Annotated in this window: 23 protein-coding genes; 14 read left to right on the forward strand and 9 right to left on the reverse strand. The window is 66.9% G+C overall.

Annotated elements, in window-relative coordinates; genetic code table 11:
• Positions 1 to 634: 634 nt before the first annotated feature.
• Both FPZ61_RS11890 and FPZ61_RS11895 read right to left on the reverse strand, forming a co-directional pair.
• Positions 635 to 1,009, reverse strand: coding sequence for a DoxX family protein (locus tag FPZ61_RS11890; protein WP_185466805.1), 375 nt, complete (start codon positions 1,007 to 1,009; stop codon positions 635 to 637).
• Between the two features lie 59 nt (positions 1,010 to 1,068).
• Positions 1,069 to 1,266: a hypothetical protein gene (locus FPZ61_RS11895; protein ID WP_185466806.1), complete on the reverse strand. Its 198-nt coding sequence runs from the start codon at positions 1,264 to 1,266 to the stop codon at positions 1,069 to 1,071.
• Between the two features lie 103 nt (positions 1,267 to 1,369).
• Between FPZ61_RS11895 and FPZ61_RS11900 the strand changes: the two genes are divergently transcribed.
• Genes FPZ61_RS11900 through FPZ61_RS11920 form a run of 5 tightly spaced genes read left to right on the forward strand, consistent with a single transcriptional unit; the run spans position 1,370 to position 5,664 of the window.
• On the forward strand, positions 1,370 to 2,431 hold the full coding sequence (locus FPZ61_RS11900) for a GTP-binding protein (RefSeq protein WP_185466807.1): 1,062 nt from the start codon (positions 1,370 to 1,372) through the stop codon (positions 2,429 to 2,431).
• On the forward strand, positions 2,428 to 3,219 hold the full coding sequence (locus tag FPZ61_RS11905) for a GTP-binding protein (protein ID WP_185466808.1): 792 nt from the start codon (positions 2,428 to 2,430) through the stop codon (positions 3,217 to 3,219). Before FPZ61_RS11900 ends, FPZ61_RS11905 begins: the two co-directional genes overlap by 4 nt.
• Before the next feature lie 5 nt (positions 3,220 to 3,224).
• Positions 3,225 to 4,055: a metallophosphoesterase gene (locus FPZ61_RS11910; protein WP_185466809.1), complete on the forward strand. Its 831-nt coding sequence runs from the start codon at positions 3,225 to 3,227 to the stop codon at positions 4,053 to 4,055.
• Complete coding sequence (locus FPZ61_RS11915; RefSeq protein WP_185466810.1) at positions 4,055 to 4,765, forward strand: phosphoesterase; 711 nt, start codon at positions 4,055 to 4,057, stop codon at positions 4,763 to 4,765. The genes FPZ61_RS11910 and FPZ61_RS11915 overlap by 1 nt, the downstream gene beginning before the upstream one ends.
• Positions 4,762 to 5,664, forward strand: coding sequence for an alpha/beta fold hydrolase (locus FPZ61_RS11920; RefSeq protein ID WP_185466811.1), 903 nt, complete (start codon positions 4,762 to 4,764; stop codon positions 5,662 to 5,664). The genes FPZ61_RS11915 and FPZ61_RS11920 overlap by 4 nt, the downstream gene beginning before the upstream one ends.
• Here the strand turns inward: FPZ61_RS11920 and FPZ61_RS11925 are convergent.
• Genes FPZ61_RS11925 through FPZ61_RS11945 form a run of 5 tightly spaced genes read right to left on the reverse strand, consistent with a single transcriptional unit; the run spans position 5,573 to position 10,380 of the window.
• Positions 5,573 to 6,466, reverse strand: a complete 894-nt coding sequence (locus tag FPZ61_RS11925) for a metal ABC transporter permease (protein WP_185466812.1) — start codon at positions 6,464 to 6,466, stop codon at positions 5,573 to 5,575. The two genes, FPZ61_RS11920 and FPZ61_RS11925, sit on opposite strands and share 92 nt — an antisense overlap.
• A complete protein-coding gene (locus tag FPZ61_RS11930) occupies positions 6,459 to 7,250 on the reverse strand; it encodes a metal ABC transporter ATP-binding protein (protein WP_185466813.1) in 792 nt (263 codons plus the stop codon). Before FPZ61_RS11930 ends, FPZ61_RS11925 begins: the two co-directional genes overlap by 8 nt.
• Positions 7,247 to 8,245, reverse strand: coding sequence for a metal ABC transporter solute-binding protein, Zn/Mn family (locus tag FPZ61_RS11935; RefSeq protein ID WP_185466814.1), 999 nt, complete (start codon positions 8,243 to 8,245; stop codon positions 7,247 to 7,249). The genes FPZ61_RS11930 and FPZ61_RS11935 overlap by 4 nt, the downstream gene beginning before the upstream one ends.
• Before the next feature lie 31 nt (positions 8,246 to 8,276).
• Positions 8,277 to 9,389, reverse strand: coding sequence for a WD40 repeat domain-containing protein (locus FPZ61_RS11940; RefSeq protein WP_185466815.1), 1,113 nt, complete (start codon positions 9,387 to 9,389; stop codon positions 8,277 to 8,279).
• A 7-nt stretch (positions 9,390 to 9,396) separates the two neighbouring features.
• Positions 9,397 to 10,380 (reverse strand): GTP-binding protein, encoded by a 984-nt coding sequence (locus FPZ61_RS11945; RefSeq protein ID WP_185466816.1) that lies wholly within the window; start codon positions 10,378 to 10,380, stop codon positions 9,397 to 9,399.
• 76 nt (positions 10,381 to 10,456) lie between these two features.
• Between FPZ61_RS11945 and FPZ61_RS11950 the strand changes: the two genes are divergently transcribed.
• The 5 genes from FPZ61_RS11950 (at position 10,457) to FPZ61_RS11970 (ending at position 14,603) form a co-directional block, all read left to right on the forward strand.
• Positions 10,457 to 10,894 (forward strand): Fur family transcriptional regulator, encoded by a 438-nt coding sequence (locus tag FPZ61_RS11950; protein WP_255441574.1) that lies wholly within the window; start codon positions 10,457 to 10,459, stop codon positions 10,892 to 10,894.
• Positions 10,887 to 12,074, forward strand: a complete 1,188-nt coding sequence (locus FPZ61_RS11955) for an FAD/NAD(P)-binding protein (protein ID WP_185466817.1) — start codon at positions 10,887 to 10,889, stop codon at positions 12,072 to 12,074. Before FPZ61_RS11950 ends, FPZ61_RS11955 begins: the two co-directional genes overlap by 8 nt.
• A 557-nt stretch (positions 12,075 to 12,631) precedes the next feature.
• Positions 12,632 to 13,171, forward strand: a complete 540-nt coding sequence (locus FPZ61_RS11960; protein WP_255441575.1) for a globin domain-containing protein — start codon at positions 12,632 to 12,634, stop codon at positions 13,169 to 13,171.
• Positions 13,164 to 13,760 carry an aspartate/glutamate racemase family protein gene (locus FPZ61_RS11965; protein ID WP_185466818.1) on the forward strand — a complete coding sequence of 199 codons (597 nt, stop codon included), beginning with the start codon at positions 13,164 to 13,166 and terminating at the stop codon, positions 13,758 to 13,760. Before FPZ61_RS11960 ends, FPZ61_RS11965 begins: the two co-directional genes overlap by 8 nt.
• A 120-nt stretch (positions 13,761 to 13,880) precedes the next feature.
• Positions 13,881 to 14,603: a triacylglycerol lipase gene (locus FPZ61_RS11970; RefSeq protein WP_185466819.1), complete on the forward strand. Its 723-nt coding sequence runs from the start codon at positions 13,881 to 13,883 to the stop codon at positions 14,601 to 14,603.
• Here FPZ61_RS11970 and FPZ61_RS11975 read toward each other — a convergent pair.
• On the reverse strand, positions 14,558 to 15,301 hold the full coding sequence (locus FPZ61_RS11975; protein WP_370593441.1) for a chitin deacetylase family protein: 744 nt from the start codon (positions 15,299 to 15,301) through the stop codon (positions 14,558 to 14,560). The two genes, FPZ61_RS11970 and FPZ61_RS11975, sit on opposite strands and share 46 nt — an antisense overlap.
• Positions 15,302 to 15,422: 121 nt before the next feature.
• Between FPZ61_RS11975 and FPZ61_RS11980 the strand changes: the two genes are divergently transcribed.
• The 4 genes from FPZ61_RS11980 (at position 15,423) to modB (ending at position 21,841) form a co-directional block, all read left to right on the forward strand.
• Positions 15,423 to 17,843 (forward strand): S8 family peptidase, encoded by a 2,421-nt coding sequence (locus FPZ61_RS11980; protein WP_185474841.1) that lies wholly within the window; start codon positions 15,423 to 15,425, stop codon positions 17,841 to 17,843.
• Between the two features lie 52 nt (positions 17,844 to 17,895).
• Entirely contained in the window at positions 17,896 to 18,498 is a 603-nt protein-coding gene (locus FPZ61_RS11985; RefSeq protein ID WP_185466821.1) for a short chain dehydrogenase, read from the forward strand.
• Between the two features lie 695 nt (positions 18,499 to 19,193).
• Complete coding sequence (gene modA, locus FPZ61_RS11990) at positions 19,194 to 19,982, forward strand: molybdate ABC transporter substrate-binding protein (protein ID WP_185466822.1); 789 nt, start codon at positions 19,194 to 19,196, stop codon at positions 19,980 to 19,982.
• Positions 19,979 to 21,841 (forward strand): molybdate ABC transporter permease subunit, encoded by a 1,863-nt coding sequence (gene modB / locus FPZ61_RS11995; protein ID WP_185466823.1) that lies wholly within the window; start codon positions 19,979 to 19,981, stop codon positions 21,839 to 21,841. Before modA ends, modB begins: the two co-directional genes overlap by 4 nt.
• Positions 21,842 to 21,865: 24 nt before the next feature.
• Here modB and FPZ61_RS12000 read toward each other — a convergent pair whose 3' ends face one another.
• Positions 21,866 to 23,056: an FAD-binding oxidoreductase gene (locus FPZ61_RS12000; protein WP_185466824.1), complete on the reverse strand. Its 1,191-nt coding sequence runs from the start codon at positions 23,054 to 23,056 to the stop codon at positions 21,866 to 21,868.
• Positions 23,057 to 23,070 lie beyond the last annotated feature (14 nt).

Consider the following 23,070-nt stretch of genomic DNA (forward strand, 5'->3'; position numbering starts at 1 on the left):
AGTGGGCGGAATGATTCCCAGGGGATAGAATCAGCCAGACGCTTGAGAACTGGCTTTTTGTCCTGGAGCTTTGTGACTCTTTGCTGCTCGTCCCAAAAGCCTCTCTGACCCACGGTTGTCGTGAAGATTGCTCAACCGATCATAATTGGCATCATGTCGCAATCAAGTGTCTTGTTGATTTTTCGAGGTGCCCAGAAGTTGTTTCCCAACTTATTGATATCCTATCTGCTTGCCTAAAAGATGACACCTTCTAACATCCAGATACGGAAGGCGGGAGCGATGGCTGTCTTCTATGCCGAGATTCATGCCCGCTTCTGATCTGGAGCGTTAGAAGGGTGAGTAGAGCTCCGAAACCAATTGCAACCGCAACCACCTCAATCTGCTACTCCCCGGAGCCGAGAAAACATAGTCGACCAAGCGACAAACATTTCATAAATATAGAAACTGATGCAAAAAATTCACGAATTATCTTCATGATCAGTGTCTCAAAATCAGTTTTCCGGAACCCCCTGCAACTCCCTGTAAATCCCCACAGATCGCTGCAGAAGACTACAAACCCGGGGGTATTCCCCCTGTTTCCGGCGGCGGCACAGGGTGCCTCGGAAGTTTTTCAGGTTCTGGGAAATCCCCCTTCTCATTCCCTGCTGTCCTGATCGGCCACCAGCAACAGACCGCCCATGATCGCCAGGTTCTTGAACGGCTGAATCCGCTCCATCTTGTCGACCACATCGCTGTGGAACAGCAGGGTGGTGGGTACCAGGAACAGCAACAGCAGCACCGCTCCGAGTCGGGCTTTCCAGCCGCTGATCACCAGGGCTGCACCCACCGCCATCAGGGCCATGGCTGCCACCAGCAGCACGGGCGCCAGCGGCAGCCCCTTGGCGGCAATGGCGCCGGTCACCCCGGCAAAGCCCGTCAGCTTGCCTATCACGGCATGGATGAACACCAGGCAAAGCAACACCCGGGCGACGCGGTTCAACAAGGAGGGCTGGTGGGTCTGCTGGCTCATGGGGCGGCTTGCAGGACGACAGGACGGCGCGCGTTCGTGACGATGCAGACGCAGAGGGCTTATCGCTCCTCTGCTGCATGGTTTGCCAAGAAAGTGTTGATCATGGACTCCATGCCTTTTTGGGTGCGGCCATGGGGCCGCAGGCCCTGCTCGGCCCAGACGCGATCGAGCTCCTGGCGAAGCCCCTCGGGAATCCAGCAGGACAGCACGACCTTGCCTTCCCGGCTGGAGGTGCAGTGGCGCTCAGGCGTGGACATGGATGCGAGATGTACACAGTTTGCCGGAGAAGGAGGCGCTGCCGCGGCGGCACGGTCAGCGTCGATCGGGCAGAATGAGAACCGTTCTCGCCGATGGTGGTCCATGGGTCAGCAGGCCATCCAGGTCCCCGTCACCCTGCTCACCGGCTTCCTTGGCGCCGGCAAGACCACCCTGCTCAACCACATCCTCAGCAACCAGCAGGGGCTGCGCAGCGCTGTGCTGGTCAATGAGTTCGGGGAAGTCGGCATCGACCACGAGCTGGTGGTCGCCACCAGCGAGTCGATGGTGGAGCTGAGCAACGGCTGCATCTGCTGCTCGATCAACGGCGAGCTGCAGGAGGCCGTGCACCGCGTGCTGGAGCGGCCCGAGCCGATCGATCTGATCGTGGTGGAAACCACCGGCCTGGCTGACCCGCTGCCGGTGGCGCTCACCTTCATGGCCGGCGACCTGCGCGATCGGCTGCGGCTCGACTCGATCATCACCGTGATCGATGCCGAACACTTCACCGCCACGGCCCTCGAGAGCCCGATTGCCCGTGCCCAGGTGGTGTACGGCGACATCCTGCTGCTCAACAAGGCCGACCTTGTCGATGAGCAACGGCTCAACGCGGTGGAGGCCGAGCTGCGAGCGATCAAGACCGACGCTCGCATCCTGCGGGCCAGCCGCGGTGAGGTTCCCCTGGGGCTGCTGCTGAGCGTGGGGCTATTTGAGAGCGATCGTCTGGCCTCGCTCAAGGCCCGGGAGGAGTCCCGTGAACTGTTGAACAACGACCGGCATCACGACCATGGGCACCCCCACGGCGAGCACGATCACCACGACGGGCACGAGCACCAACATCACGAGCATCACCACTCCCCCCACACCCCGGAACTGGAGGGCTTCAGTTCCGTGAGCCTGGCGGTAGATGCGCCCTTTGACCTGCGGCGCTTTCAGCAGTTTCTCGACACCCAGCTGCCTGAATCGGTGTTCCGCGCCAAAGGGGTGCTCTGGTTCCGCGAGAGCAACCGCCGCCACCTGTTTCACCTCTGCGGCAAGCGCTTCACGATCGATGATTCCGACTGGCCCGAGGGTTCAGAGCGCCACACCAGGGTGGTGGCGATCGGCAAAGACCTCGACCAGGCGGCCCTCAGGGCCCAGCTGGAGGCCTGCGTGGCGCCGGCATGAGCCAGACCCTGCTGATCTCCGGGCCTCCCGGCTGCGGCAAGACCACCTGGATCCTGAACCAGATCCAGAGCCATCTGGGCCCCTGTGGCTTTCTGCGTCTCGCGGGCTACCCCGACGAAGGCCTGCTCCAGGCTCGTGACGGCGGCATCGATCTGGCCTGGTTGCAGGATCAATGCCCAGGGCTGCTCGATCTGGCCGACCCCGACCAGGCTCTGGCACCCCGAGCTGACAACCTGCTGGCCCTGATTGAACTGCCCCAGTTCCAGCCGCCAACGGACTCAGGCCTGGCTGGGGTGGATCGCCGCGCGATTCCCCAGCTGGAGGCCCTGCATCTCAGCCCGGATGAGCACATCCACTTCGGGCGTGACGCCGTGCTGCCCCGTCAGGACACCCTGGATTTCAGCAGCCTGCAGGCCTGGGAGAGGAACCTGGCGGGAGCTGTGTGGGATCCGGCCAGCCTCAGCAGCTTCTGGTTTGAACTGGTGAACGGTGCCTATGGCGATGTGTATCGCGCCAAGGCCCTGATGAGCCTGCCTGACGGCCGGGCCTTCTTCTGCAATTGGATGGTGAGCCGGGAAGGCTTCCAGTTCCTTCCCCTGCAGACACTCGCATCGCCCGACGGTCGCCCGCCACGCCTGTCGCGTCTTGTGGTGCAGGGCAAGGATCTCGATCCCGCCGCCATCGAGGTCACCCTCGCCGACTGCCTGCTCAACGACGCCGTCCTGGAGATCCAGCAGGCTCGCCTGCGCCAACAGGAGGCCCCATCTCATCCATCCCCTGCTGCCTGAACGCCATGGCCCATGCCGTGATCTCCTGCCTGCACGCCAACCTCGCCGCCCTGGAGGCCGTGCTCGCCGATATCGACCAGCAGGGCATCGCCACCATCACCTGCCTGGGGGATCTGGTGGGCTACGGCCTCCAGCCCAATGAGGTGGTGGACCTGGTGCGACAGCGGGCGATTCCCACCTGCCAGGGCTGCTGGGATGAGGACATCATCGAGGGCCTCAACGCCTGCGACTGCAGCTATCCCTCCCAGCTGGCGGAGCGGCGCGGCCACCTGGCCCATCAATGGACGGCCGAGCAGCTGAGCGAGGAGAACAAGGCCTTTCTGGCCAGCCTGCCGCTATCGCTGCGGCGCGATCGGCTGCTGTTCGTGCATGGCAGTCCGAACAGTCAGCACGAATACCTGCTGCCCGATATGGATGCCTTTGCGGCCCTGGAGCGGGTGGAGAGCGCCGGCGCCGAGACGTTGTTCTGCGGCCACACCCACCGGCCCTATGTGCGGGAGCTGCGGGATGGATCGATCCGGGTGCGGGTGCGGCAGATGCCCGGTGAGCCAGGCGGTGTGGCCGAGGCGGAAGACACGGAGCTGCGGCTGCCGCTGCGCCGCATCATCAATGCCGGCTCGGTGGGGGAGCCGCGCCATGGCAACACCCAAGCCACCTATGTGATCCACGATGAGGACACCGGCGCCGTCGCGATCCGGGAGGTGCCCTACGAGGTGGAGCGCACCTGCAGCGCCATCGTCGATGCCGGTCTGCCGACGATCTTTGCCTGGCGGCTGCGCCATGGCTTCGAGTACGCCGAGCGGGCCGACGACGCCAGCCACGTGTGTGAGCGCTGATGGCACGCTGGGCCCTGATCAGTGGACTGCGCGGTGATCTGGAGGCCTATGAGGCCATCCAGGCCGATCTGCGCCACACCCGGCGGGTGGACACCCTGTTTGTGCTGGGTGATGTGATCGGCCCGGAGCGGGAGTGCAATGCCCTTCTGGAGCGGCTGCAGAAGCCGCGCCGCGGCGAGCTCGAGCCGCAGTGCCTTTACGGCTGGTGGGAGGACCAGCTCCTGGCCGAGCGGGGCCACCGCGGCGGCCGGCGAGCCGATGCCCTGCGCCTCAGCCAGGGGGAGGCGGCCGTGGATGCCCTGCTCCAGGCGGTGGATCCCGGCCACATGGGCTGGCTGGCGGCGCTGCAGTTCGGCTTCATCGAGCTCGACTGCGCCCTGCTGCATGGCAGCTCGGCCGCTGTGGACGACAGCCTGGGTCCAGACAGCTCGCCGCTGCTGCTGCTGGATCGTCTCACCCGCATGGACGTGAACCGTCTGTTCACCGCCCGCAGCGGTCAGCAGTTCCGGGTTGAGCTCAGCGGCGGTGGCGTCGAATCGCAGGTGCGGGATCTGGAGGGCCAACGGCACCACCAGCAGAGCGTTCCCCAGCGCCAGGTGATCGGCATCGGGGCCGGCGTTCACTACACCCTCTACGACCCCGGCAGCGATCGCCTCGACTTTCTCAGCGCCGGCTGCAAACCCAAGCTGCGGGCGCGGGGGTTTGCATGAAACCACAGCTGGGGGGAGGGCTCGAGACCCTGCAAGTGGACCTGGCCGGGAGACAGCTGCGCCTGGTGCTGGAGCGCCGGGGGCCGGCGGAGGCCCCCCTTTGGTTGCTGCTGCCAGCGCTGAGCACCGTGTCGAGCCGGGGGGAATGGAAACCGTTGGCCGAGGCAGTGGACGATCAGCGCCAGCTGGTGAGCATCGACTGGCCCGGTTTCGGCGACAGCGACCGCCCCGCGATGCCCTATGGCGCCGCCCTGCTGCGCTCGGCGCTGCGGGCCGTGCTCTCCTATCTGCGCACCACCAACCGCCAGCGCCCCACCGTGATCGCCGCCGGCCACAGCGCCTCGGTGGCCTTGGGGCTGGCGGCCGAATGGTCTGGCCTGTGGCAGGAGCTGGTGCTGGTGGCCCCCACCTGGCGCGGCCCCCTGCCGACCATGACCGGCTGGCCCTCGCAGCGGTTCGGCTGGCTGCGGCATCTGGTGGCAGCCCCATGGATCGGCCCGGCGCTCTACCGGCTCAACACCAGCCGGATGGTGCTGCGCCTGATGCTGCGGCGTCATGTCTGGGTCGACCCCGCCCTGCTCACGCCGGCGCGGATCCGCGAACAGCAGCTGCTGGCCAGGCGCCCCGGGGCACGCTTCGCCAGTGTGGCGTTCGTGAGTGGTGGCCTTGATCCAGCAGACGAGCGCGCCTGGTGGCTGCAACAGGCGCGCCTGCTCCAATGCCCTCTGCAGGTGGTGCTGGCTTCCGAGGCCCCACCACGCTCCAAGACAGAGATGGAGGCTCTGGGCTGGGAGGCGGCCGATCAGCTCAGCGTGATTCCAGGGCGTCTCGGTCTCCACCAGGAATGTGGCGCCCTGCTGGCACGGCAGTTGCTGGAGAGCGACGCGTCGTCTGGCTGACCAGCAGCGCCATCAGGAAGCCCGCAAATTGCACGATCACCACGCAGGGCCCGGAGGGCAGGTTGGTGAGGCCTGAACCCAGCAGCCCCAGCAGGGCGCAGCCCCCGCCGAGGCAGGCGGAGATCAGGGCATAGAGCGGGAAGTGGCGACTCACCAACCGCCCCCCGCAGGCCGGGATCACCACGAAGGCGCTGATCAGCAGTACCCCCACCGCCTTGATCGACACCGCCACCACCACCGCCAGCAGCACGATGAAGGCCAGGCGATGACGGCTGGCTCCCACACCGAAGGCTCCGGCCAGGTCGCTGTTGAGCGTCAGCAGCACCTGGGCGCGCAGGCTGAGGGCCAGATAGATCAAGGCGACGAGCAACAGCACAGCGATCACGCTCAGATCGCTCCAGCTGATGCCGAGGATGTCGCCGAACAGCAGCTGCTGGATGCCGCCGCGGTAGGTCTCCACGAGGCTCAGGGCCACCACCGCGAAAGCGAGAGAGGTGGAATAAACGATGTTGAGCAGGGCATCGGCCGGCAGACCGCTGCGGGCCACCAGTTGATTCACCAGCAGGGCGAACAGCACCGCGAACGGGATCAGTACCAGGGTGGGATTGATCCCCAGCAGGATGCCCAGGCTGATGCCCAGCAGGGCGGAATGGCCCAGGGCATCACTGAAGAACGAGAGCTGGCGCAACACCGCGAAACTGCCCAGCAGCCCGCCCAGGGCGCCGGTGAGCAGGCCACCGAGCAGGGCCCGCTGCATGAACGGCTGGCCCAGCACCACCAGCAGCGATGACGGATCAGCCATGGGCAGGAACCACGGCATGGTCATGGCGGTAGGGCACCACATTGGGCCCATAGAGCTCGGCCAGCCGCGCCGCACTGAGGGCATGGTCGGGGGCACCGCTGCAGCGCAGTCGTTGGTTCAGGCACAGCACCTGATCGCAGCTGCGGCGCACCATCTCCAGATCGTGCGACACCTGCAGCACGGTCCAGCCCTCCTGGCGGCGCAGCTCAAGCAGCAGCTCCTGGAACCGCTCGCTGCTGGGGGCATCCAGTCCCGCCTGCGCCTCATCGAGCACCAGCAACTGGCGGGGCCGCACCACACAGAAGGCCAGCAGCACCCGCTTGAGCTGACCGCCGGAGAGCGCGCTGAGGCGGCGTTCCGCCAGGTCCTGGCAACCGGTGCGCTCCAGGGCACGAAGCACGGCCTCAGTTCGGCGCCTGTTGCCCAGCCAGGCCAGGCTGAGGCCCGGAGGATCAACGCCAAAGCCCACGAATTCCCCCACCGTGAGCGGAAAGCGGCCCTGCAACGCCAGGCTCTGGGGCAGATAGGCAATTTGAGAGCGCACCGATCGGGGCAACTCGCCTGCCGGGCCGAGGGCGTGGCCCAGGATCCTCACGCTGCCGGAGCTACGGGGCAGCAGGCCGAGCACGGCGCCCACCAGGCTGCTCTTGCCGGCACCGTTGGGACCCACCAGCGCCGTATCGGTTTCGCGGGCGAGCTGAAAGCTCACCTGCTCCACGGCCAGCCGCTCACCACGGCGAACGCTCAGACCCCCCACCAGCAGCACCGGGCTGTGCTCTGTCATTCCCCGAAGGCCTGCCGCAGATCGGCCGCGTTGCGGCGCATCACCGACAGATAGGTGGCCGGATCACGGGAGGCCTGCTCGCTCGCCGTTTCCAGCGGATCGAACACCACCACCTTCACCCCCAGATCCTTTGCCAGGGCGTTGAAGGAGCGGTTGCCCTCCTGCGGCTCGCTCAGCAGAGCCTTGAGCTGGCTGCTCTTCACCGCCGCCGCCACTCGCTGCAGATCAGCCGGCGAGGGATTGAGCTCGGGCACATCCACCAGGAACTCAGCCTTGAGGCCATAGCGCTGGGCGAAGTAGGGGGCGAAGTCGTGGAAGGCCACGAACGTTTTGCCCCGATAGGGCTGGAGCTGAGCGGCGATCTCACTGTTGAGCTGCTTCAGCTCGGCGGTGTAGGCGGCTGCGTTGCGCCGGTATCCCTCCGCGCAGCTGGGATCGGCCTTCACGAGGCCATCGCGGATGGTCTCCACCTGCTGCACCGCCCGCAGTGGATCCAGCCAGATGTGGGGATTCACAGCGTCGTGATCATGGCGATGACCGTGGCTCTGCTCCTCGCCATGGCCGTCGCCATGGCCGTCGTCATGGGCGTCGTCATGGTGCTCCGTGCCCAGGGTGGCGACACCGCGGCTGGAATCAATCACCTTCAGCTGGGGATTGTCAGCGGAGGTCACGAGCTTGTCGAGGAAGCTCTCCATCTCCAGGCCGTTCTTCACCAGCACCCGGGCCTGGCGCAGGGCGGTCAGGTCCCCCGGCCTGGCCTGGAAATCGTGGGGGCCCGTGCTGGGAGGAATCAGTGCGGTAACGGTGGCGCAGTCGCCGGCCACGGCTCTGGTGAACAGGGTGATCGGCAGGAAGGTGGTGACCACCATGAACGCCCCGTCTGCTCCGGCATCAGGGGGCTCCTGGCGGGGCGCGCCGCAGGCGGCCAACAGCAGGGCCCCGCACACCACCCCGGTCCGCCTCAACAGGTCCTGGAGCCCGGCAGGAGCACGCATCCGCAGCCACATTGTGAGAACGGTTCTCATTCTAAGGCTTGGACCGGAAGCCAGCCCCGGCGCGCTGGCTCTGCCGTTCGCGCGGCGGCACCGCTACCGGCCACAGCCACCAGCGACCGTTGGCATCACCGGCCGCCAGGTGCCGGCCATCCGGTCGCCAGGCCAGAGCGTTGAAGCCGCTGCCCTGGCCCTTGAGCGGCTGCAACATCCGACCTCGGCCATCCCAGAGCACCACGCTGCCGTCGCTGGAGGCACTGGCCAGCAGGGTGCTGCCGGGCGCAAAGGCCAGTGCATTGATGCGTTTTTCATGCCACAGCAACGGTTCGGGTTGCCAGGCCTTGGACCCCTGCTTCACCTGCGTCCACAGGATCACGGCCTCTGCGGCAGCACTGGCCAGCAGCGGGGCCAGGCGGCCGGGCTGCTCGCTCCAGGCCAGCTGGCGCACCTTGGCGGGGAAACCGCTGAATTGCCAGGGCTGGCCGTGACAGCCCTGCGGCCACACCAGCAGGGAGCGATCCAGCATCCCGCAGGCCAGATGGTGCCCCGGGCCGGAGAAGGCCAGGGCCAGGCCGGCCGAGGCGATCGGGTTGCGCAGCGGCGGATCGGCCGGCGCGCCCAGGCAAAGCTGCCACAACACCAGCTCACCGTGGCAGCTGGCAGCCAGCTGCACCCCGTCGGCGCTCCAGGCGAGGGCCTGAATGGTGCCGGGCAACTGCAGCGGTGGCTCACGCCACTGGCGGCTGGCCCCATCCCAGAGCCGCAGCTCACGCCCGGCCGCCACCGCCAGCAGCAGGCCACCCGGCTGCCAGGCCGCCGCATCAATCCAGCCGCCCCCTAACGGGATCGAATCCATGGCCAACGGCCGCACCCCGGTGCCGCCCAGTTCCCAGAGCAGCAGCTCGCCGCTCTGGCCGGCGGCCATCAGGAACTGGCCATCGCTGCTGAAGCCCACCACATCGAGGCTGCTGTCGCGGTCGCCGCGCAGCAGTTCCTCACAGCCGGCGAGGAAGTCGAGCAGAAGCAATTCACCACCGGCGCTCGCGATCGCCAGAAACTCTCCGTCGGCCGACCAGGCCAGGGCCGAGATCGGCTGCTGCAGATCACCGCAGAGCCGTTCGCTCACCAGCGGAGCCGAGGTTGCCATCGAGAGCTCAGGCGACACAGGCCAGGAAGCCGGCTCGCAGGGCCTCGGCATCGAGATCACGGCCGATGATCACCAACTCGGTGCGGCGCAGCTCCGCGGGCTTCCAGGGGCGATCGAAATCGCCATCGAGCAGCATGTGCACTGACTGGAACACGTAGCGACGGGCCTCTCCCTGCAGCTGGATGATGCCCTTCATCCGGAACAGATCAGGGCCGCGCTCGGCCACCAGATCCGACAGCCAGCGCCCCAGCTTCTCGAGGTCCATCGGCCGTTCCTCCACCAGGGCCACCGAGCCCACGGCATCGTCGTGCTCATGGGTGTGCTCGTCCACCAAAAAGCCCGGATCGAGACTCAGGGCCCGCTCCAGCTCAAAGGCTTCCACCCCCAGCAGCTCCGGCATCGGCACATCGGCGTTCTCGCTCGTGATCAGGCGGGCCACGGGGTTGATGGCGCGCACCCGCCGCTCGATCGCCGCCCGATCGGCATCGCTCACCAGATCGGCCTTGTTGAGCACCAGCACATCGGCAAAGGCCAGCTGCTCCTGCACTTCCTCGGCCTCCCAGTGCTGCTCCACATGCTTGAGGTCCACGAGCGTCACCACGGCATCCAGCCGCAGCTCATCGCGCAGGTCTTCATCCACAAAGAACGTCTGGATCACCGGCGCCGGATCGGCCAGGCCGGTGGTTTCAATCACCAGGTGATCGAAGCGGTCGCGACGCTTCATCAGGTTGCCGATGATCCGGATGAGATCGCCGCGCACGGTGCAGCAGATGCAGCCGTTGTTCATCTCGAAGATCTCCTCATCGGCATCCACCACCAGCTGGTTATCGATGCCCACCTCCCCGAATTCATTCACGATGACCGCCACCTTGAGGCCGTGCTCATGGGTGAGGATCCGGTTGAGCAATGTGGTCTTGCCGGCACCGAGGTAACCGGTGAGCACGGTCACCGGCAGGCGCTCGGTGGCGGGAACAGGGCTGGAGAAGGCCATGGCCGGAGGGGAGCCGAAGCCCCGTATGCTGAGAATGGTTCTCGTTTTAGCAGGTTGCGCACCTGGCGGTCCGCCCATGGCTCCACACGCCCATCCCACCGATCCCAGCGACATGCCCCTGGGGCCCCGGCAGCGGGCCCTGCTGGCCGTGCTCCAGGCGGCGGATGCCGAGCTCAGCGGCCAGGAGCTGCATGAACGGCTCAAGCAGGCGTCGCAGCGGCATGGCCTGGCCACCGTGTACCGGAACCTGCGACTCCTCCAACGCTCTGGTCTGGTGCGCTGCCGCAAGTTGACCAATGGGGAGAGCGTCTATGCCCCGCTGGAGCGCGATGACCATCACCTGACCTGCGTGAGCTGCGGCCACAGCGAACCGTTGCCAATCTGCCCGGTGGCAACGGGTGGTCTCGGCCTGACGAAGGTCTTGCTGCAGGGATTCAAGCCGCTGTTTCACACCTTCGAGATCCACGGCCTCTGCCGTTCCTGCCAGCAGAGCGAACCCTTGGCCCATGGCTGATCTTGTGATGGTCGGGGCCGGACCCCAGGCCCTCACCCTCAGTTGTCTATTGCTGCAGAAACGCCCGCGGCTGCATCGCCGCCTCAGGATCGTGGATCCCAGCGGCCGCTGGCTGAGCCGCTGGCAGCGCCAGATGGAGCGCTACGAAATTCCCTGGCTGCGGTCGCCCTCGCCCCATCACCCCCATCCAAATGCCCATGCCCTGCGGCGCTTTGCCCACCGCCAGCAGCGCCATCGACAGCTGGAAGGTGCGTATGGACTGCCGCACACCGATCTCTTCGCTGCCTTCTGCCGCGAGGTGATCAGCGAGTTTGCGCTGGAGGGGCGTGTGCAGGCAGCGAGCGTCGAGCACATCAGCCTTCCAGCGAACGGCAAGGGCCCGCTCGAGCTATCGCTCAGTGATGGGACATCAGTGCAGGCCGGGAGGGTGGTGATCGCGACGGGCAGCGGGAGCCCGCAGTTGCCTGCCTGGATCAAGGGCATCGGAGGCGAGGCCCCGGCAGACGCCGTGCAGCACAGCGATGCGATTTATCTGCCGGCGCTACGTCTGCGCCCTGGTGAACGGATCCTGATTGTCGGCGGCGGGCTCACCAGTGCCCATCTCAGCCTCGGGGCACTGCGGCGCGGCGCCAAGGTGCAGTTGCTGTGCCGCAGTGGCCTGAAACAGAGGCCTTTCGATGCCGATCCCGGCTGGCTGGGCCCCAAGTACCTCAAGGGCTTTCATGCGGAACCCTGCATGCACCACCGCCGCCACCTCGTCCTGGAGGCACGGGATGGCGGTTCGATCACGCCGGAGGCTGCAGCAGAGCTCAGGCAGGCCCAACGACGCGGCGAACTCCAGCTTCATGAACTCTGCGAGGTGCAGGCTGCACGCTGGAGTTCCGATCAGTGGGAGATTGTCTGCACCGGAGGCCAGCGGCTTTCCTCTGATCGGATCTGGCTCGCCACGGGGCATCGTCAGGGCGTCAGCCAGCACCCGCTGTTGCAGCAGCTGCATCAGCAACAGCCGATTGAACTGGTGGATGACTGGCCGGTTCTCGGGTCTGATCTGCGCTGGCCAGGAATCCCTGTGCACCTGATGGGCGGCCTCACTGCCCTACAGATAGGCCCGGCGGCCCGCAATCTCTTCGGAGGACGGGAGGCCGCCCAACGCATCTGCCGGGCTGTGGTCAAGCAGTGATGGACGGCCACCACCCGCCATGCAATAGCCCCGGGGGGCCGCAGGCCCGCCGGGGCAAGGGGCCGCAGCCCCTGGCGGCTCACAGCACCGCCACGGTGCCGAGCCTGTAGGTTGCGCTCCAGCCGATGTATGAGCTGGGGAAGAATGGACCGAGGCTTCTTGTAGGTGCGGCTACAGCAACATGTGAAGACTGTGATGCGCTTGTCATATCACCTTCTAACAACCAGATACAGAAGACGGGAGCGGAGGTGGTTCGACGAGGCAACATAACCTTGCCCGCTTCTGATCTGGAGTGTTAGGCGCGAAGTCTTGGGGCCAGACCGTCTCTTGTCTGCGATCTCAAGATGGTTGCCTCATTGAACGCTGCGCCCCAGTCGGCGAGTGAAGTTAGTGCCTCGTACCAAGATCCAGCGGCCATGCACCCCAACCGCTGACCTGAGGAGGATGGGCAATTGCGACCACTGTGATTCAGGATCCATGCCATGGTCATTGCTGGCTGGCGATCGCGGCCGACGACTTGCTGGAGAGCCCGGGTTGCGCTTCATGTTCATATCGGAATGGAGCGCTCCGCCGCGGCTGCGCATGTCAGAATGTTGATCAGCGATCTTGCTGGAATGATTACTCCTGAAACGATTGAGATTGTTAAATCAACAGCTCCTGTTGTTCGGGAGCACGGAGAAAAGATAACTGCGAGAATGTATGAGATCGCTTTTCAGGAGCGCCCCGATTACAGGCTTGGATTTGGCAATACTTTCATGCAGCATTTTGACGGAGGCGGGCAAGCCAAAAAGCTGGCCAGCTCCATCTACGCCTATGCAACGCACATTGATAAGTTGGATGAGCTGGCGGCAGCCGTTGATCACATTGCTCATCGGCACGTGAATGCCAGGATTCTTCCTGAGCAATACCCCCTGATTGGCGAAAAACTCCTGCAAGCCATGAAAGAGGTTTTGGGTGCAGCTGCCACTGACGAAATCATTGACGCTTGGCGAGAAGCCTATAGCGCACTGGCCAGCGTCTTTATCGAGGCAGAGGCAAAGCTTTACAGGGAGAACGACCAAAAACACCTTGATCGGCTGGCCTCGGGCGATGGCTGAGGCGTGGCTGATTGAACCGCAGGAGCAGCCTCAGTACATCGACCGACTGCCCGACTGTCTCACCGCTTACGCCGAGCCCAGCGTGAGCTTTGAGGTCCACGGGGTCTCTCCCCCGGATCGCTATCTCAGCGCGCTGAGCGAATTCCGCTGCGCGGACCAGGCCATCCGCCATGCGATCCAGGCCGAGCAACAGGGATACGACGCCTTTTTGATCGCTCACTTTCAGGAGCTGGGGCTGGTGGAGTGTCGTTCCGCCGTGGAGATCCCCGTCGTCGGTCTCGTCACCATCAACCCCGCCTTGATCCCCAGGCATCGCGACCAGATCGCTCACCTCGGCCTCGGGCAACGGGCGGTTGGCGTTCGGGCGATCGACACGCAGGTTGCGAGCTGCACACAGGCGTTTGAGGATGATCACGGTGACCTGCAGGTCAACGACGAGTTCTGCCGGCAGGGCTCCCCCTGGTTGAAGCGGGGGCTGAAGTCATCATCCCGTCAGGTGGTCTGCCGATGTTGTTGCTCGCGCGCGAGCCCAACGTCACGGTTGGCGGAGTCACTGTGCTCAACGGCATCGCCGTGGTCACGGCCATGACGGAAGTGGCGTTGAAGCTCAGGCGCCTCACCGGTGTCGCCGCCAGCCGTCAGGGCACCTCTGCCAAGGCTCCGACCGAAGCCATCCAGAAATTCCTCGCGACCCGCTGACCCCCTCCCCATGCACCGGCAACCGATCGTGATCCTCGGGGGCTTCCTGATCAGCCCGGCGGCCTACGCCCCGATGACCGCCCGGCTCGAGCAGTTGAGTGGTCAGCCGGTGCAACTGGTGCCCGTGGGCAAGGCCGAATGGTTGCTCACGGTGTTCGCCTTTGCCTGGGCGGGGATCCTCGATCGGGTCGCGACCGCCGCTGCCGAGCTGGCCTTGCAGTCGCCCACCGGCAAGGTGACGCTGATCGGACACAGCTCCGGCGGGATCATGCTGCGGCTCTTCCTGGATGACGCCCCTTTCCAGGGTCGGCGTTACGACGGCAAGGCCCTTGCCGACACCCTGGTGATGCTCGGCAGCCCCCATACGGCCTTGAAGGCCACGGTGCTGCGCAAGATGGTGCAGCGGCGTCTGCCGGGTGCGACTTTCGCCGATCGGGTCAGGTATGTCTCGGTGGCGGGAGACCTGGATCTGGACACGGCCACCCCCATGGCCCAGCGCCTGGCGCCCACGGCCTACCGCAACAGCACCGGCGATGCCGCCGATCGGGGCGATGGCCTGGTGCCGGTGTCGTCGGCCCTGCTGGAGGGCTCCACCCCGCTGGTCCTGCCAGGTGTTGCCCACGGCGGTGCCTTCGGGCCCAGCTGGTACGGCAGCCCGGAGGTGGTGGAGCGCTGGTGGGCCATGGCTCAGGACGCCGGCTCCAGCAGCTCCGTCAGCGTCACGAACCGGTAGCCGCGCCGGCGCAGCTCGGGCACGATCCGGCGCAAGCTCTCCAGGCTGCGGCTGCTCAGGGCCGGTGTGTCATGCAGCACCAGGATGCCGCCAGGGTGGGCGTTGATACGCACAAACCAGCGCACGAAGCCAAGGGGTGGCCGGAAGGTGTCCCAGGGAAAGATCGAGCCCAGCACCAGCTGGTAGCGGCGTGAGGCGAGCCTTTGGAGCATGGCCTGGTGGAACCAGCCCTGCCCGGGACGGCACCAGCGCCAGGCCACCGGCTCGGGAGAGGCAGCCCGCTCGATCGCCTGTTCCGTGTCGTTGAGCTCACGCAGGAAGGTGGGCCCATCGAGGGCGCCCGAACGCTCGTCGCGCCAGAGGTGGTTGCCGATGTGGTGCCCCTGCTGCAGGGCCCGGCGTGGGAAGTGCGGGTCGTTCTTCAGGTGGGAGCCGATCAGAAAGAAGGTGGCTGGCACCTGTAGCTCCCGCAGCAGCTCCAGGAGGGCCTGGGAGCCGGGGCCACTGGGGCCGTCGTCGATGGTGAGCGCCAGTCGCTTCTGCGTGCCCGATCCGCAGAACACCACCCTCGGGTGGATCGGCGCGAGCACGCCGCGGATCACCCACGAGGGCAGAAGCACGACAAGGGCCAGAACGGCCAGCAGCAGAGAGATGACGATCGGGTGGAACGCCACGGGATCACCCAGGAACGATGACACCAGCCGCAGGTCGTGGGCTGCAACGGGCTGGTCTGGCTATGGCTGTACAGGCGGCAGCAGGAGGGGAGAAACAGCCCTCACCCCATGGTGCCGAAACCGTCCGCTTCTGCTCAGTGACGCCATGGCCACCTCGAAGAAGCCATCCCCCCGCAGCCACAGCCCCCACTCCACCGCCGCCAGCTCCGCCGCAGCCCCCGCAGTTGCACTCGCCGCTGCCCGCACCGTGATCTACTGCCACGGCATCTCCAACATGCCCCCTGAGCGGGAGCTTCGCTCCCAGTGGGACCAGGCGCTGTTTGGCGCCGACCAGGGGGAGCGGACCCGGATGGCCTACTGGGTCGACCGCGAGCGCTATCCCCAGGCGGCGAGCGTGTCGATCCGCTCGATCGGGGAGGAGAACGCTCTGCTGCAGCCCCAGGCCGAGGAGCTTCTGGAGGACTCGATCCGCCACAGCGACTCGCCGGAAGACTCCCAGGCGTTCGTGGACGCCATGACCGAGCAGCTGCAGCAGGCCGCCTTCACGGCAGCCCAGGAGGGAGCACCCTTGGGAGGGCCCTCGGCCTTGTCGATGGAGGCCAAGGGGCTGTGGAGCCCGGTGACGGCCCTGTTCACCAAGGTGTTCATGGCCGATGTGAACGACTTCCTGTTCAACAAGGCCAAGCGCGCCCGGATGGTGCAGACGGTGAAAGATCGCCTGGTCACCGGCGGGGGCCCCTTCGTGGTGATCGGCCACAGCCAGGGGAGCATGGTCACCTATCAGGCCCTGATCGAGCTGGCCCAGGACCTCCCCGAGCTGGAGGTGGACCTCTTCCTCACCATCGGCTCTCCCCTGGGGTTGCCCCAGGTGACGGATGTGATGCACAAGTGGCACGGCAGGACGCTGCCGATCCCCGCTTCGGTGAAGCGCTGGGTGAACATCGCCCAGGACGGCGACATCGTCTGCCTGGATCAATCCCTGGCCGATGAATACAGCAGCAGCGGCAAGCCAGCCGTGGTGGATGAACGGGTGGAAGGGCTGGTGTGGCCGCCCAGCAAGGCCCACGCCGCCGACCGCTACCTGAGCCGCCGCGACACCCAGATCACGGTGATGGGCGCGGTGGATCGCTCCCGCTTCCAGCCTGTGAGCCCCGTGACCGTGGCCCGCAACCTGGCCGACTCCCTCGATGACGACGCCAGGAAGCGGCGGCCCGTGCTGATCGAACTGATCGACCGCGCCCCGGTCGGCGCCCTGCAGGCCGCTGGGGCAGAGGGGCGCGAGGCCTCCCTCCAGGCCACCAAAGCCAGGGTGCTGGCCTGGATCGACAGCCACGTGCTGGGCGGTCCGATCACCGCCGACAGGGTGTTTCTGGAAGACCAGCTGGAGCACTACGTGGCGGTGAACCTCAACCGCGCCGAGGTGGAACGCCTGGCCTCCGACCTCAGCCAGCACTACGGCGCCCCCTCCCCGGCCGTGTATCGGATGTTCAGCAACAGCAGGAAGCGGGCCCTGATCCGCCACTCCATCCACACGGTGCAGGCCCGCACCGCCCAGCTTGGCTACAACGCCATGGGGCAGGGCATCACCTGGGCTGTGCTCGACACGGGCATCGACCGTCACCACCCCCATTTCCACAACCCGGCCTTCGCCGCAGGCGGCCCCATCGCCGCCGACTGGGACTGCACCAGCCGCGGAGCCGTACAGCCCGCCAGTGGCAACGACCCCAACGGCCACGGCACCCACGTGGCGGGGGTGATCGCCGGGGGGCTGAAGCTGGCTGGCGGCGCTGAGGGGGCCGGGGAGATCGAGATGCTGGGCATGGCCCCGAAGGCTCGCCTGGTGACCTACAAGGTGCTGGCCGACAACGGCAGCGGCTACGACGCCTGGATCCTCAAGGCCATCGACCACATCTGGCACCAGAACCAGAGCGGCCGCCGCCTGGCGATCCAGGGGGTGAACCTCAGCCTGGGGGGCGCCTTCGATCCAGCCAGCTTCGGCTGCGGCGATTCGCCCCTGTGCGCCTCGCTGCGGCGGCTGGTGCGCCAGGGCGTGCTGGTGGTGCTGGCGGCTGGCAACGAGGGCAGCGGCGACATCGTGGTGAATGGCTCCAGCTCCACCCGCTCCTTCGATCTCTCGATCGGCGATCCCGCCAACCTGGAGGAGGCGATCGCCGTGGGCTCGGTGCACCCCACCCTGCCCCACCGCTACGGCACCTCCTACTTCTCCTCCCGGGGCCCCACGGCCGACGGACGTCTGAAGCCCGACGTGGTGGGCCCGGGGGAGCGGATCCTCTCGTGCCGCAGCAACAGCGACCCCAGCCGCGGCTCCGAGCCCGACCAGGGCAAGAGCCTTGATGAGCTCTACATCGCCCTGTCGGGCACCAGCATGGCGGCGCCCCATATCTCTGGCCTTCTGGCCGCCTTCCTGTCGGTACGCACCGAGTTCATCGGCTATCCCGAACGGGTGAAGCAGGTCCTGCTGGAGCACTGCACCGACCTCAAGCGCGATCGCTATCACCAGGGGGCGGGACTGCCCAACCTCTCGAAGATGTTGCTGGAGACGTGAGTCAGGGACTCGGCGGTATCATGAATCGAAGGCTGATCTTTCGAGAGCTTTTGTGAAGATTCTCCTTGTCGGCGCGACAGGCACAATTGGATCTGCTGTGGCCAAGGCACTCGCAGGCCGTCATCAGGTCGTATGCGCCAGCCATGCCCGTGCGCCCCTCACGGTTGATCTTGCCAATCCTGAATCAGTCCATGGATTGTATGCCGAGGTCGGCCGTGTTGACGCTGTAGTCAGCACGGCCGGTCAGTATGCATTTCGCCCCTTGCTCGAATTGACCGACGACGACTTTGCCCTCGGGCTGACCAACAAGCTGATGGGGCAGGTGAACCTCGTCAGGTTCGGTGTCGATGTTGTGGCTGATGGGGGCTCCTTCACCCTGACCAGCGGGATGGCCAGCCGCCGGCCGATGATCGGCAGTGCAGTGATCAGCATGGTGAATGCTGGGATCGAGGGATTCATCCGTTCGGCAGCCCTGGAAGTTCCCCGCGGAATCCGAGTCAATGCCGTTGCACCGGGCTGGGTGCGTGAGACGCTCCTGGCCATGATGATGGACCCGAGTCCGGGATTGCCTGCGGCGGAGGTGGCCCAGGCCTATGTGGCCTTGGTCGAAGGCCAGCTGAGTGGTCAGGTGATGGATCTTTATGCTGAGCCATGACAGTGGAGGTGGTGAAGCCCATGAAGTCGAGGGGTGTTCTGCCCACCTCTCGCCAGCTTTGGCTGGTGCTCTATGAAGCACTGTGAGCGCAATTGACTTCAATCGTTCTCAGCATCTATTGCCGCTGGGTTGGTGCTTAGAACGTCGGAGTTTGGGCCTTGGCCGCATTGAGTGCCACTGGATGGCGCGATCTCTCCTCCATGGCTAGCTGTCAGAAGTCAGCTCACGATGCTGCTTGAAAACGATGGCACCAACACAAGATTTCATTCTTCTCAGGGATCGCAGTCAGGGCCCGCGTTACACAGGATTGTCCACGCCCTCTCTCCCTTACCCAGGCCTGGAAAGCTTCGGACTCGCCCCTGCCGCTGAGCTGCCGCCTGAGCCCACGATCACGCTGGAGCGCCTTGATGCTGCGGATCTGCGCGAAGCAGCCCGGGATCCCGATGTGCTCGGGGTTGCCCGCTCGATGCCCACGCGTCTGATCGAACCGATGGGCGCAGCTGCGGCCACCACCAGTGCCGGTGAATGCCGCCGCCGTGCAGGCACGCCTCCGGGCCATGGCCACCCTGGTCGGCCTGGCGCCGAATCAGGACGTGCTCGACCGGGGCGACGGACTGGTGCAGGCTCCTTGATGGATCCTTTCATGGAGCCCCCGGACCCGCCGGGATCGCTTCAGGCGAGCAGCGAGCGGCGTGATGCTGGGTAGGTTGCGCTGGTCAGCGGCCCCGCTGCTGGCGGCCGTGGGCGGGCTGGCTTCGGCTTGCAGCGTGGTGCCCTCCCCTCGGCCTCTGCTGGTGGCGGCCGCTGTGAGCCTGGAGGATCCCCTGCGGGAGATCTCGGCGGCTGCCCCCAGTCAGTCCGGCAGTCCCGTGCAGTTTCACCTCGCCTCCTCCGGCGCCCTGCAGCAGCAGATCCTGCAGGGGGCGCCGGTGGATGTGTTCATCTCGGCCGGCAAGCGTCAGATGGACGCCCTGCAGAGCGCCGGCCTGCTGCTGCCTGGCAGCCGCCGGGAGCTGTTCAGCAATGAGCTGGTGCTCGCGGTTCCGCTCCGTTCAACACGACGAACCCTCGCCTTCCAGGATCTGGCCCGGCCTGATCTGCGCTCGATCGCCATCGGTGATCCTTCGGTGCCTGCCGGTGATTACGCCCGCCAGGTGCTGACGACCCTTGGGCTCACGGCTGCGGTCTCCCCCAGGCTGGTCCCCCTCGGCTCGGCTCGTGCCGTGGCCCGGGCGGTGGCCGACGGCCGGGTGGAGGCCGGTCTGATGTACCGCACCGATGCCCGGGCGGAAGAGGGCCTGCTGATCACCGCTGTGGCACCCGCCGGCAGCCATGCGCCGATCCGCTATGCGGGTGCCGTCCTCAAGATCAGCCCTGCCTCCGCCGCGGCCCGGGCCTACCTGCGCACCCTGGCTGAGCCCGCCGCCATGAACAGCTTTCGCCGCCATGGTTTTGGAGTTCCTGAGCCATCCCCCCAGCCGTGAGCGCGGGCATCCCTGACCTTTCCCCCCTCTGGCTTTCCCTGCGCAGTGCTGCTCTGGCGGTGCTGGTGGTGGCGCCCCTGGGGTTTCTCGCGGCCCGGCAGGTGAGCCGCTGGCAGGGCTCCCTCCGTGCCGGCGCTGATCTCCTGTTGCTCTCGCCCCTGGTGCTGCCGCCCACGGTGCTGGGCTTCCTGCTGCTGCAGCTGCTGGGGCCCTATGGGCCTGGGGGTGCTCTGCTGGCTCGTCTGGGGGTGGAGCTGGTCTTCACCTGGCCGGCCACGGTGGTCAGCTCGGCGGTGGTGGCCTTCCCGCTGCTCTACCGCACGGTGCTCGCGGCCCTCGATCAGATGGATCCATCGCTGGAGGCGGTGGCCCTCAGCCTCGGAGCTTCCCCCTGGCGGGTGCTGCGGGCGATCACCCTGCCGCTGGTGATGCCGGGCCTGCTGGCCGGGATCAGCCTCGCCTACGCCAGGGCCCTGGGCGAATTCGGCACCACGCTGATGCTCGCGGGCAACATCCCCGGCCGCACCCAGACATTGCCCCTGGCGATCTACGCCGCGGTCGATGGCGGCGATCGGGCGCTGGCCTGGTTCTGGACCGTCCTGGTGCTGATCCTCAACGGCCTCTGCCTGCTGCTGGTGCAGGGTTTCCAGAACCGGCGCTTGTGGCGCTTGCCTCAGCCGCCCCGGCTCCGGGCGGCAGAGGAGCTCCCGGGTCCGGGGGCTGCTGGAGCGGCGGCCATCTCCGGGCCCGTGCCTGCCGGCGGGGAAAGCGGAGCGGCGCCCTTTGGCCTCGAGGTGCAGCTGGAGTGCCGACGGCCCGGGTTCCAGCTGAAGCTGGGGTTCAGCACCGGCTGCCCTCGCCTGGCGATTCTCGGCGCCTCAGGGGCCGGCAAGAGCCTGCTGTTGCGCTGCCTGGCCGGGCTGGATCGTCCGGATCGGGGCCGCATTCGCCTCAACGGCCGGCTGCTGTTCGAAAGCGAGACGCTCGTTGATGGCCCCCTGCAACGGCGGCGTATCGCCATGGTGGTGCAGCACCATGCGCTCTTCCCCCACCTGAGCGTGGAGCAGAACGTGGCCTTCGCTCTGGCCGGGCTGGAACGTCGCCAGCGCCAGCGGCGGCTGCGCACCCAGCTGGCGTCGATGGGCCTCACGGCCCTCGCTGACCGTTTCCCCCACCAGCTCTCGGGCGGCCAGCGGCAACGGGTGGCCCTGGCCCGCGCCCTGGTGATCGAGCCGGAGCTGCTGCTGCTCGATGAACCTCTCTCCTCCCAGGACGCCTACCGCCGCCGCCAGTTGCAGCAGCAGATGATCGAGCAGCTCCAGCACACGGGGGTGCCCTTTCTGCTGGTCACCCATGACATCGATGAGGCCTACCGCATGGCCGATGAGTTGCTGGTGATCGACGACGGCCGGCTGGTGGCCCATGGACCCCGGCAGCAGGTGTTCCAGCAGCCCCAATCGCTGGCGGTGGCCAGGCTCACCGGCTGCAAGAACATCACCCGCATCGAGCAGTGTTCCCCCCACGGCCTCTGGGCTCCGGCCTGGGGCGTGGAGCTGCGGCGCCGGCGGCCCTGGGACAGCGGCACCACCCATGTGGGTCTGCGTGCCAATCACCTGGAGCTCCGCGCCGCTGGCGACCCTGCCGAGGCCGGGATGGCCAATGCCTGGCCTTGTCGCGTGGTGGCCGTGAACGAGAGCGCCCTGAGTGTGTCGGTGTACGTGATGGCGCTGGCCGCCCGCCCCCCCCTCTCCAGCCCCCTGCAGGTGGAGGTCAGCGCCCGCGCCTGGCGGCGGCTGGCTGAGGCCGCTGCGCCGCTGATCCTCTCGATCCCCGAGTCCTGCCTGATGCCGCTGCGCTGAGCGGATGGTGCCGATGGGTGCGCGTCAGGGTTGATGGGGATCGCGCACGCCTGGCAGCCGGCCGCGGGCCAGCTGCTGTTTCGGATCGAACTGGGCCTTCACCGCCTCGATCAGCGGCCTCGAGGGGGCGTCCTCCCAGGCCGGCAGCAGGCTGGCGCTCTGCGGCTGCTGCAGCACGGTGAGCACCCCGCCGCGAGCCACGCAGCAGCGCCGCAGTTCCTCCACCCGGTACGCGGGCAGATCGGCTCCGGCCCAGCTATCCCCCAGGCCGCTGCCGGCCCCCAGCACCACAGGCAGGTCCCGCAGCACCCGCTCCGCCAGCAGCGCACTCGTCTGGGCGGGAAGCACCCCCAGGCGCAGCAACCACCCGCCGGGTTCCGGGCGGCCGAGGGCCACGGCCCGCAGGGCCTCCAGCCGTTCCGGATCCAGGGGCTGCCCGCGCAGACCCAGCTGGTCGCCCCGGGTGCGGATCTCCAGGCACTGGGCGCGCAGGGCAGCATCACTGACGCTGGCCAGCCCCAGCAGCAGGGAGTGCTGGGGGTCGGCCCCGGCCTGTTTGGCCAGGGAGGGGCTCCACCAGTCGATCAGTTCGGGGGTGAGGCTGGAGCGAAGCAGCCAGCGGCGCAGCTCATCGAGGGGCGCGAGCCCCCCCTGCAGCAGCAGGCCCCGGCGCTCCGGTGGCTGGGGGCTTGTGCGCAGGGTCACCTCCGTGATCAGGCCGAGGGAACCCCAGCTGCCCGTGAACAGCCGCATCAGGTCGTAACCGGCCACATTCTTGACCACCTTCCCGCCGGCGTGGGCGGCCACACCATCGGCCCGCAGCAGGCCGATGCCGATCAGCTGGTCGCGCACGCCCAGGTAGCGCTGGCGCAGGCCCCCGGCCAGGCCACGGGCCACCAGGCCGCCCACGCTGCCGGCGCCGTTGCCGTCGGCATCGCTGCCCCAGGGCCAGTCGATGGTGAGCCATTGGTTCTCGCGCCGCAGAACCTCCTGCAGCTCCCGCAACGGGGTGCCGGCCTCCACCGTCACCGTGAAATCCCCGACGGCGTGGTCAACGATGCGGTTCAGCCGCTGGGTGCTCACCACCGTGGCGGTGTCACGCACCGGCGGTCCCCAGTGCAGACGGCTGCCGCTGCCGGCGGGCAGCCAGGGGGTGCCCTCCGCGTGCAACTCACGCAGGAGATCAGCCAGATGGTGGGGCTCAGGGGTGATCACGGCACGATGGTGCC

Origin of the sequence: Synechococcus sp. BSA11S (assembly GCF_014224355.1) — a bacterium.
Lineage (GTDB): Bacteria > Cyanobacteriota > Cyanobacteriia > PCC-6307 > Cyanobiaceae > Regnicoccus_A.

What these genes read in the sequence shown, in the direction of transcription:
- FPZ61_RS11900 (WP_185466807.1), top strand. Translation starts at nt 1,370, where the DNA reads ATGGGTCAGCAGGCCATCCAGGTCCCCGTCACCCTGCTCACCGGCTTC.
- FPZ61_RS11910 (WP_185466809.1), top strand. Translation starts at nt 3,225, where the DNA reads ATGGCCCATGCCGTGATCTCCTGCCTGCACGCCAACCTCGCCGCCCTG.
- modA (WP_185466822.1), top strand. Translation starts at nt 19,194, where the DNA reads ATGCTGGGTAGGTTGCGCTGGTCAGCGGCCCCGCTGCTGGCGGCCGTG.
- FPZ61_RS11935 (WP_185466814.1), bottom strand. Translation starts at nt 8,245, where the DNA reads ATGCGTGCTCCTGCCGGGCTCCAGGACCTGTTGAGGCGGACCGGGGTG.
- FPZ61_RS11890 (WP_185466805.1), bottom strand. Translation starts at nt 1,009, where the DNA reads ATGAGCCAGCAGACCCACCAGCCCTCCTTGTTGAACCGCGTCGCCCGG.
- FPZ61_RS11920 (WP_185466811.1), top strand. Translation starts at nt 4,762, where the DNA reads ATGAAACCACAGCTGGGGGGAGGGCTCGAGACCCTGCAAGTGGACCTG.
- FPZ61_RS11905 (WP_185466808.1), top strand. Translation starts at nt 2,428, where the DNA reads ATGAGCCAGACCCTGCTGATCTCCGGGCCTCCCGGCTGCGGCAAGACC.
- FPZ61_RS11970 (WP_185466819.1), top strand. Translation starts at nt 13,881, where the DNA reads ATGCACCGGCAACCGATCGTGATCCTCGGGGGCTTCCTGATCAGCCCG.
- FPZ61_RS11895 (WP_185466806.1), bottom strand. Translation starts at nt 1,266, where the DNA reads ATGTCCACGCCTGAGCGCCACTGCACCTCCAGCCGGGAAGGCAAGGTC.
- FPZ61_RS11960 (WP_255441575.1), top strand. Translation starts at nt 12,632, where the DNA reads ATGGAGCGCTCCGCCGCGGCTGCGCATGTCAGAATGTTGATCAGCGAT.
- FPZ61_RS11950 (WP_255441574.1), top strand. Translation starts at nt 10,457, where the DNA reads ATGGCTCCACACGCCCATCCCACCGATCCCAGCGACATGCCCCTGGGG.
- FPZ61_RS11965 (WP_185466818.1), top strand. Translation starts at nt 13,164, where the DNA reads ATGGCTGAGGCGTGGCTGATTGAACCGCAGGAGCAGCCTCAGTACATC.
- FPZ61_RS11955 (WP_185466817.1), top strand. Translation starts at nt 10,887, where the DNA reads ATGGCTGATCTTGTGATGGTCGGGGCCGGACCCCAGGCCCTCACCCTC.
- FPZ61_RS11930 (WP_185466813.1), bottom strand. Translation starts at nt 7,250, where the DNA reads ATGACAGAGCACAGCCCGGTGCTGCTGGTGGGGGGTCTGAGCGTTCGC.
- FPZ61_RS11940 (WP_185466815.1), bottom strand. Translation starts at nt 9,389, where the DNA reads ATGGCAACCTCGGCTCCGCTGGTGAGCGAACGGCTCTGCGGTGATCTG.
- FPZ61_RS11980 (WP_185474841.1), top strand. Translation starts at nt 15,423, where the DNA reads ATGGCCACCTCGAAGAAGCCATCCCCCCGCAGCCACAGCCCCCACTCC.
- FPZ61_RS11945 (WP_185466816.1), bottom strand. Translation starts at nt 10,380, where the DNA reads ATGGCCTTCTCCAGCCCTGTTCCCGCCACCGAGCGCCTGCCGGTGACC.
- FPZ61_RS11925 (WP_185466812.1), bottom strand. Translation starts at nt 6,466, where the DNA reads ATGGCTGATCCGTCATCGCTGCTGGTGGTGCTGGGCCAGCCGTTCATG.
- FPZ61_RS11915 (WP_185466810.1), top strand. Translation starts at nt 4,055, where the DNA reads ATGGCACGCTGGGCCCTGATCAGTGGACTGCGCGGTGATCTGGAGGCC.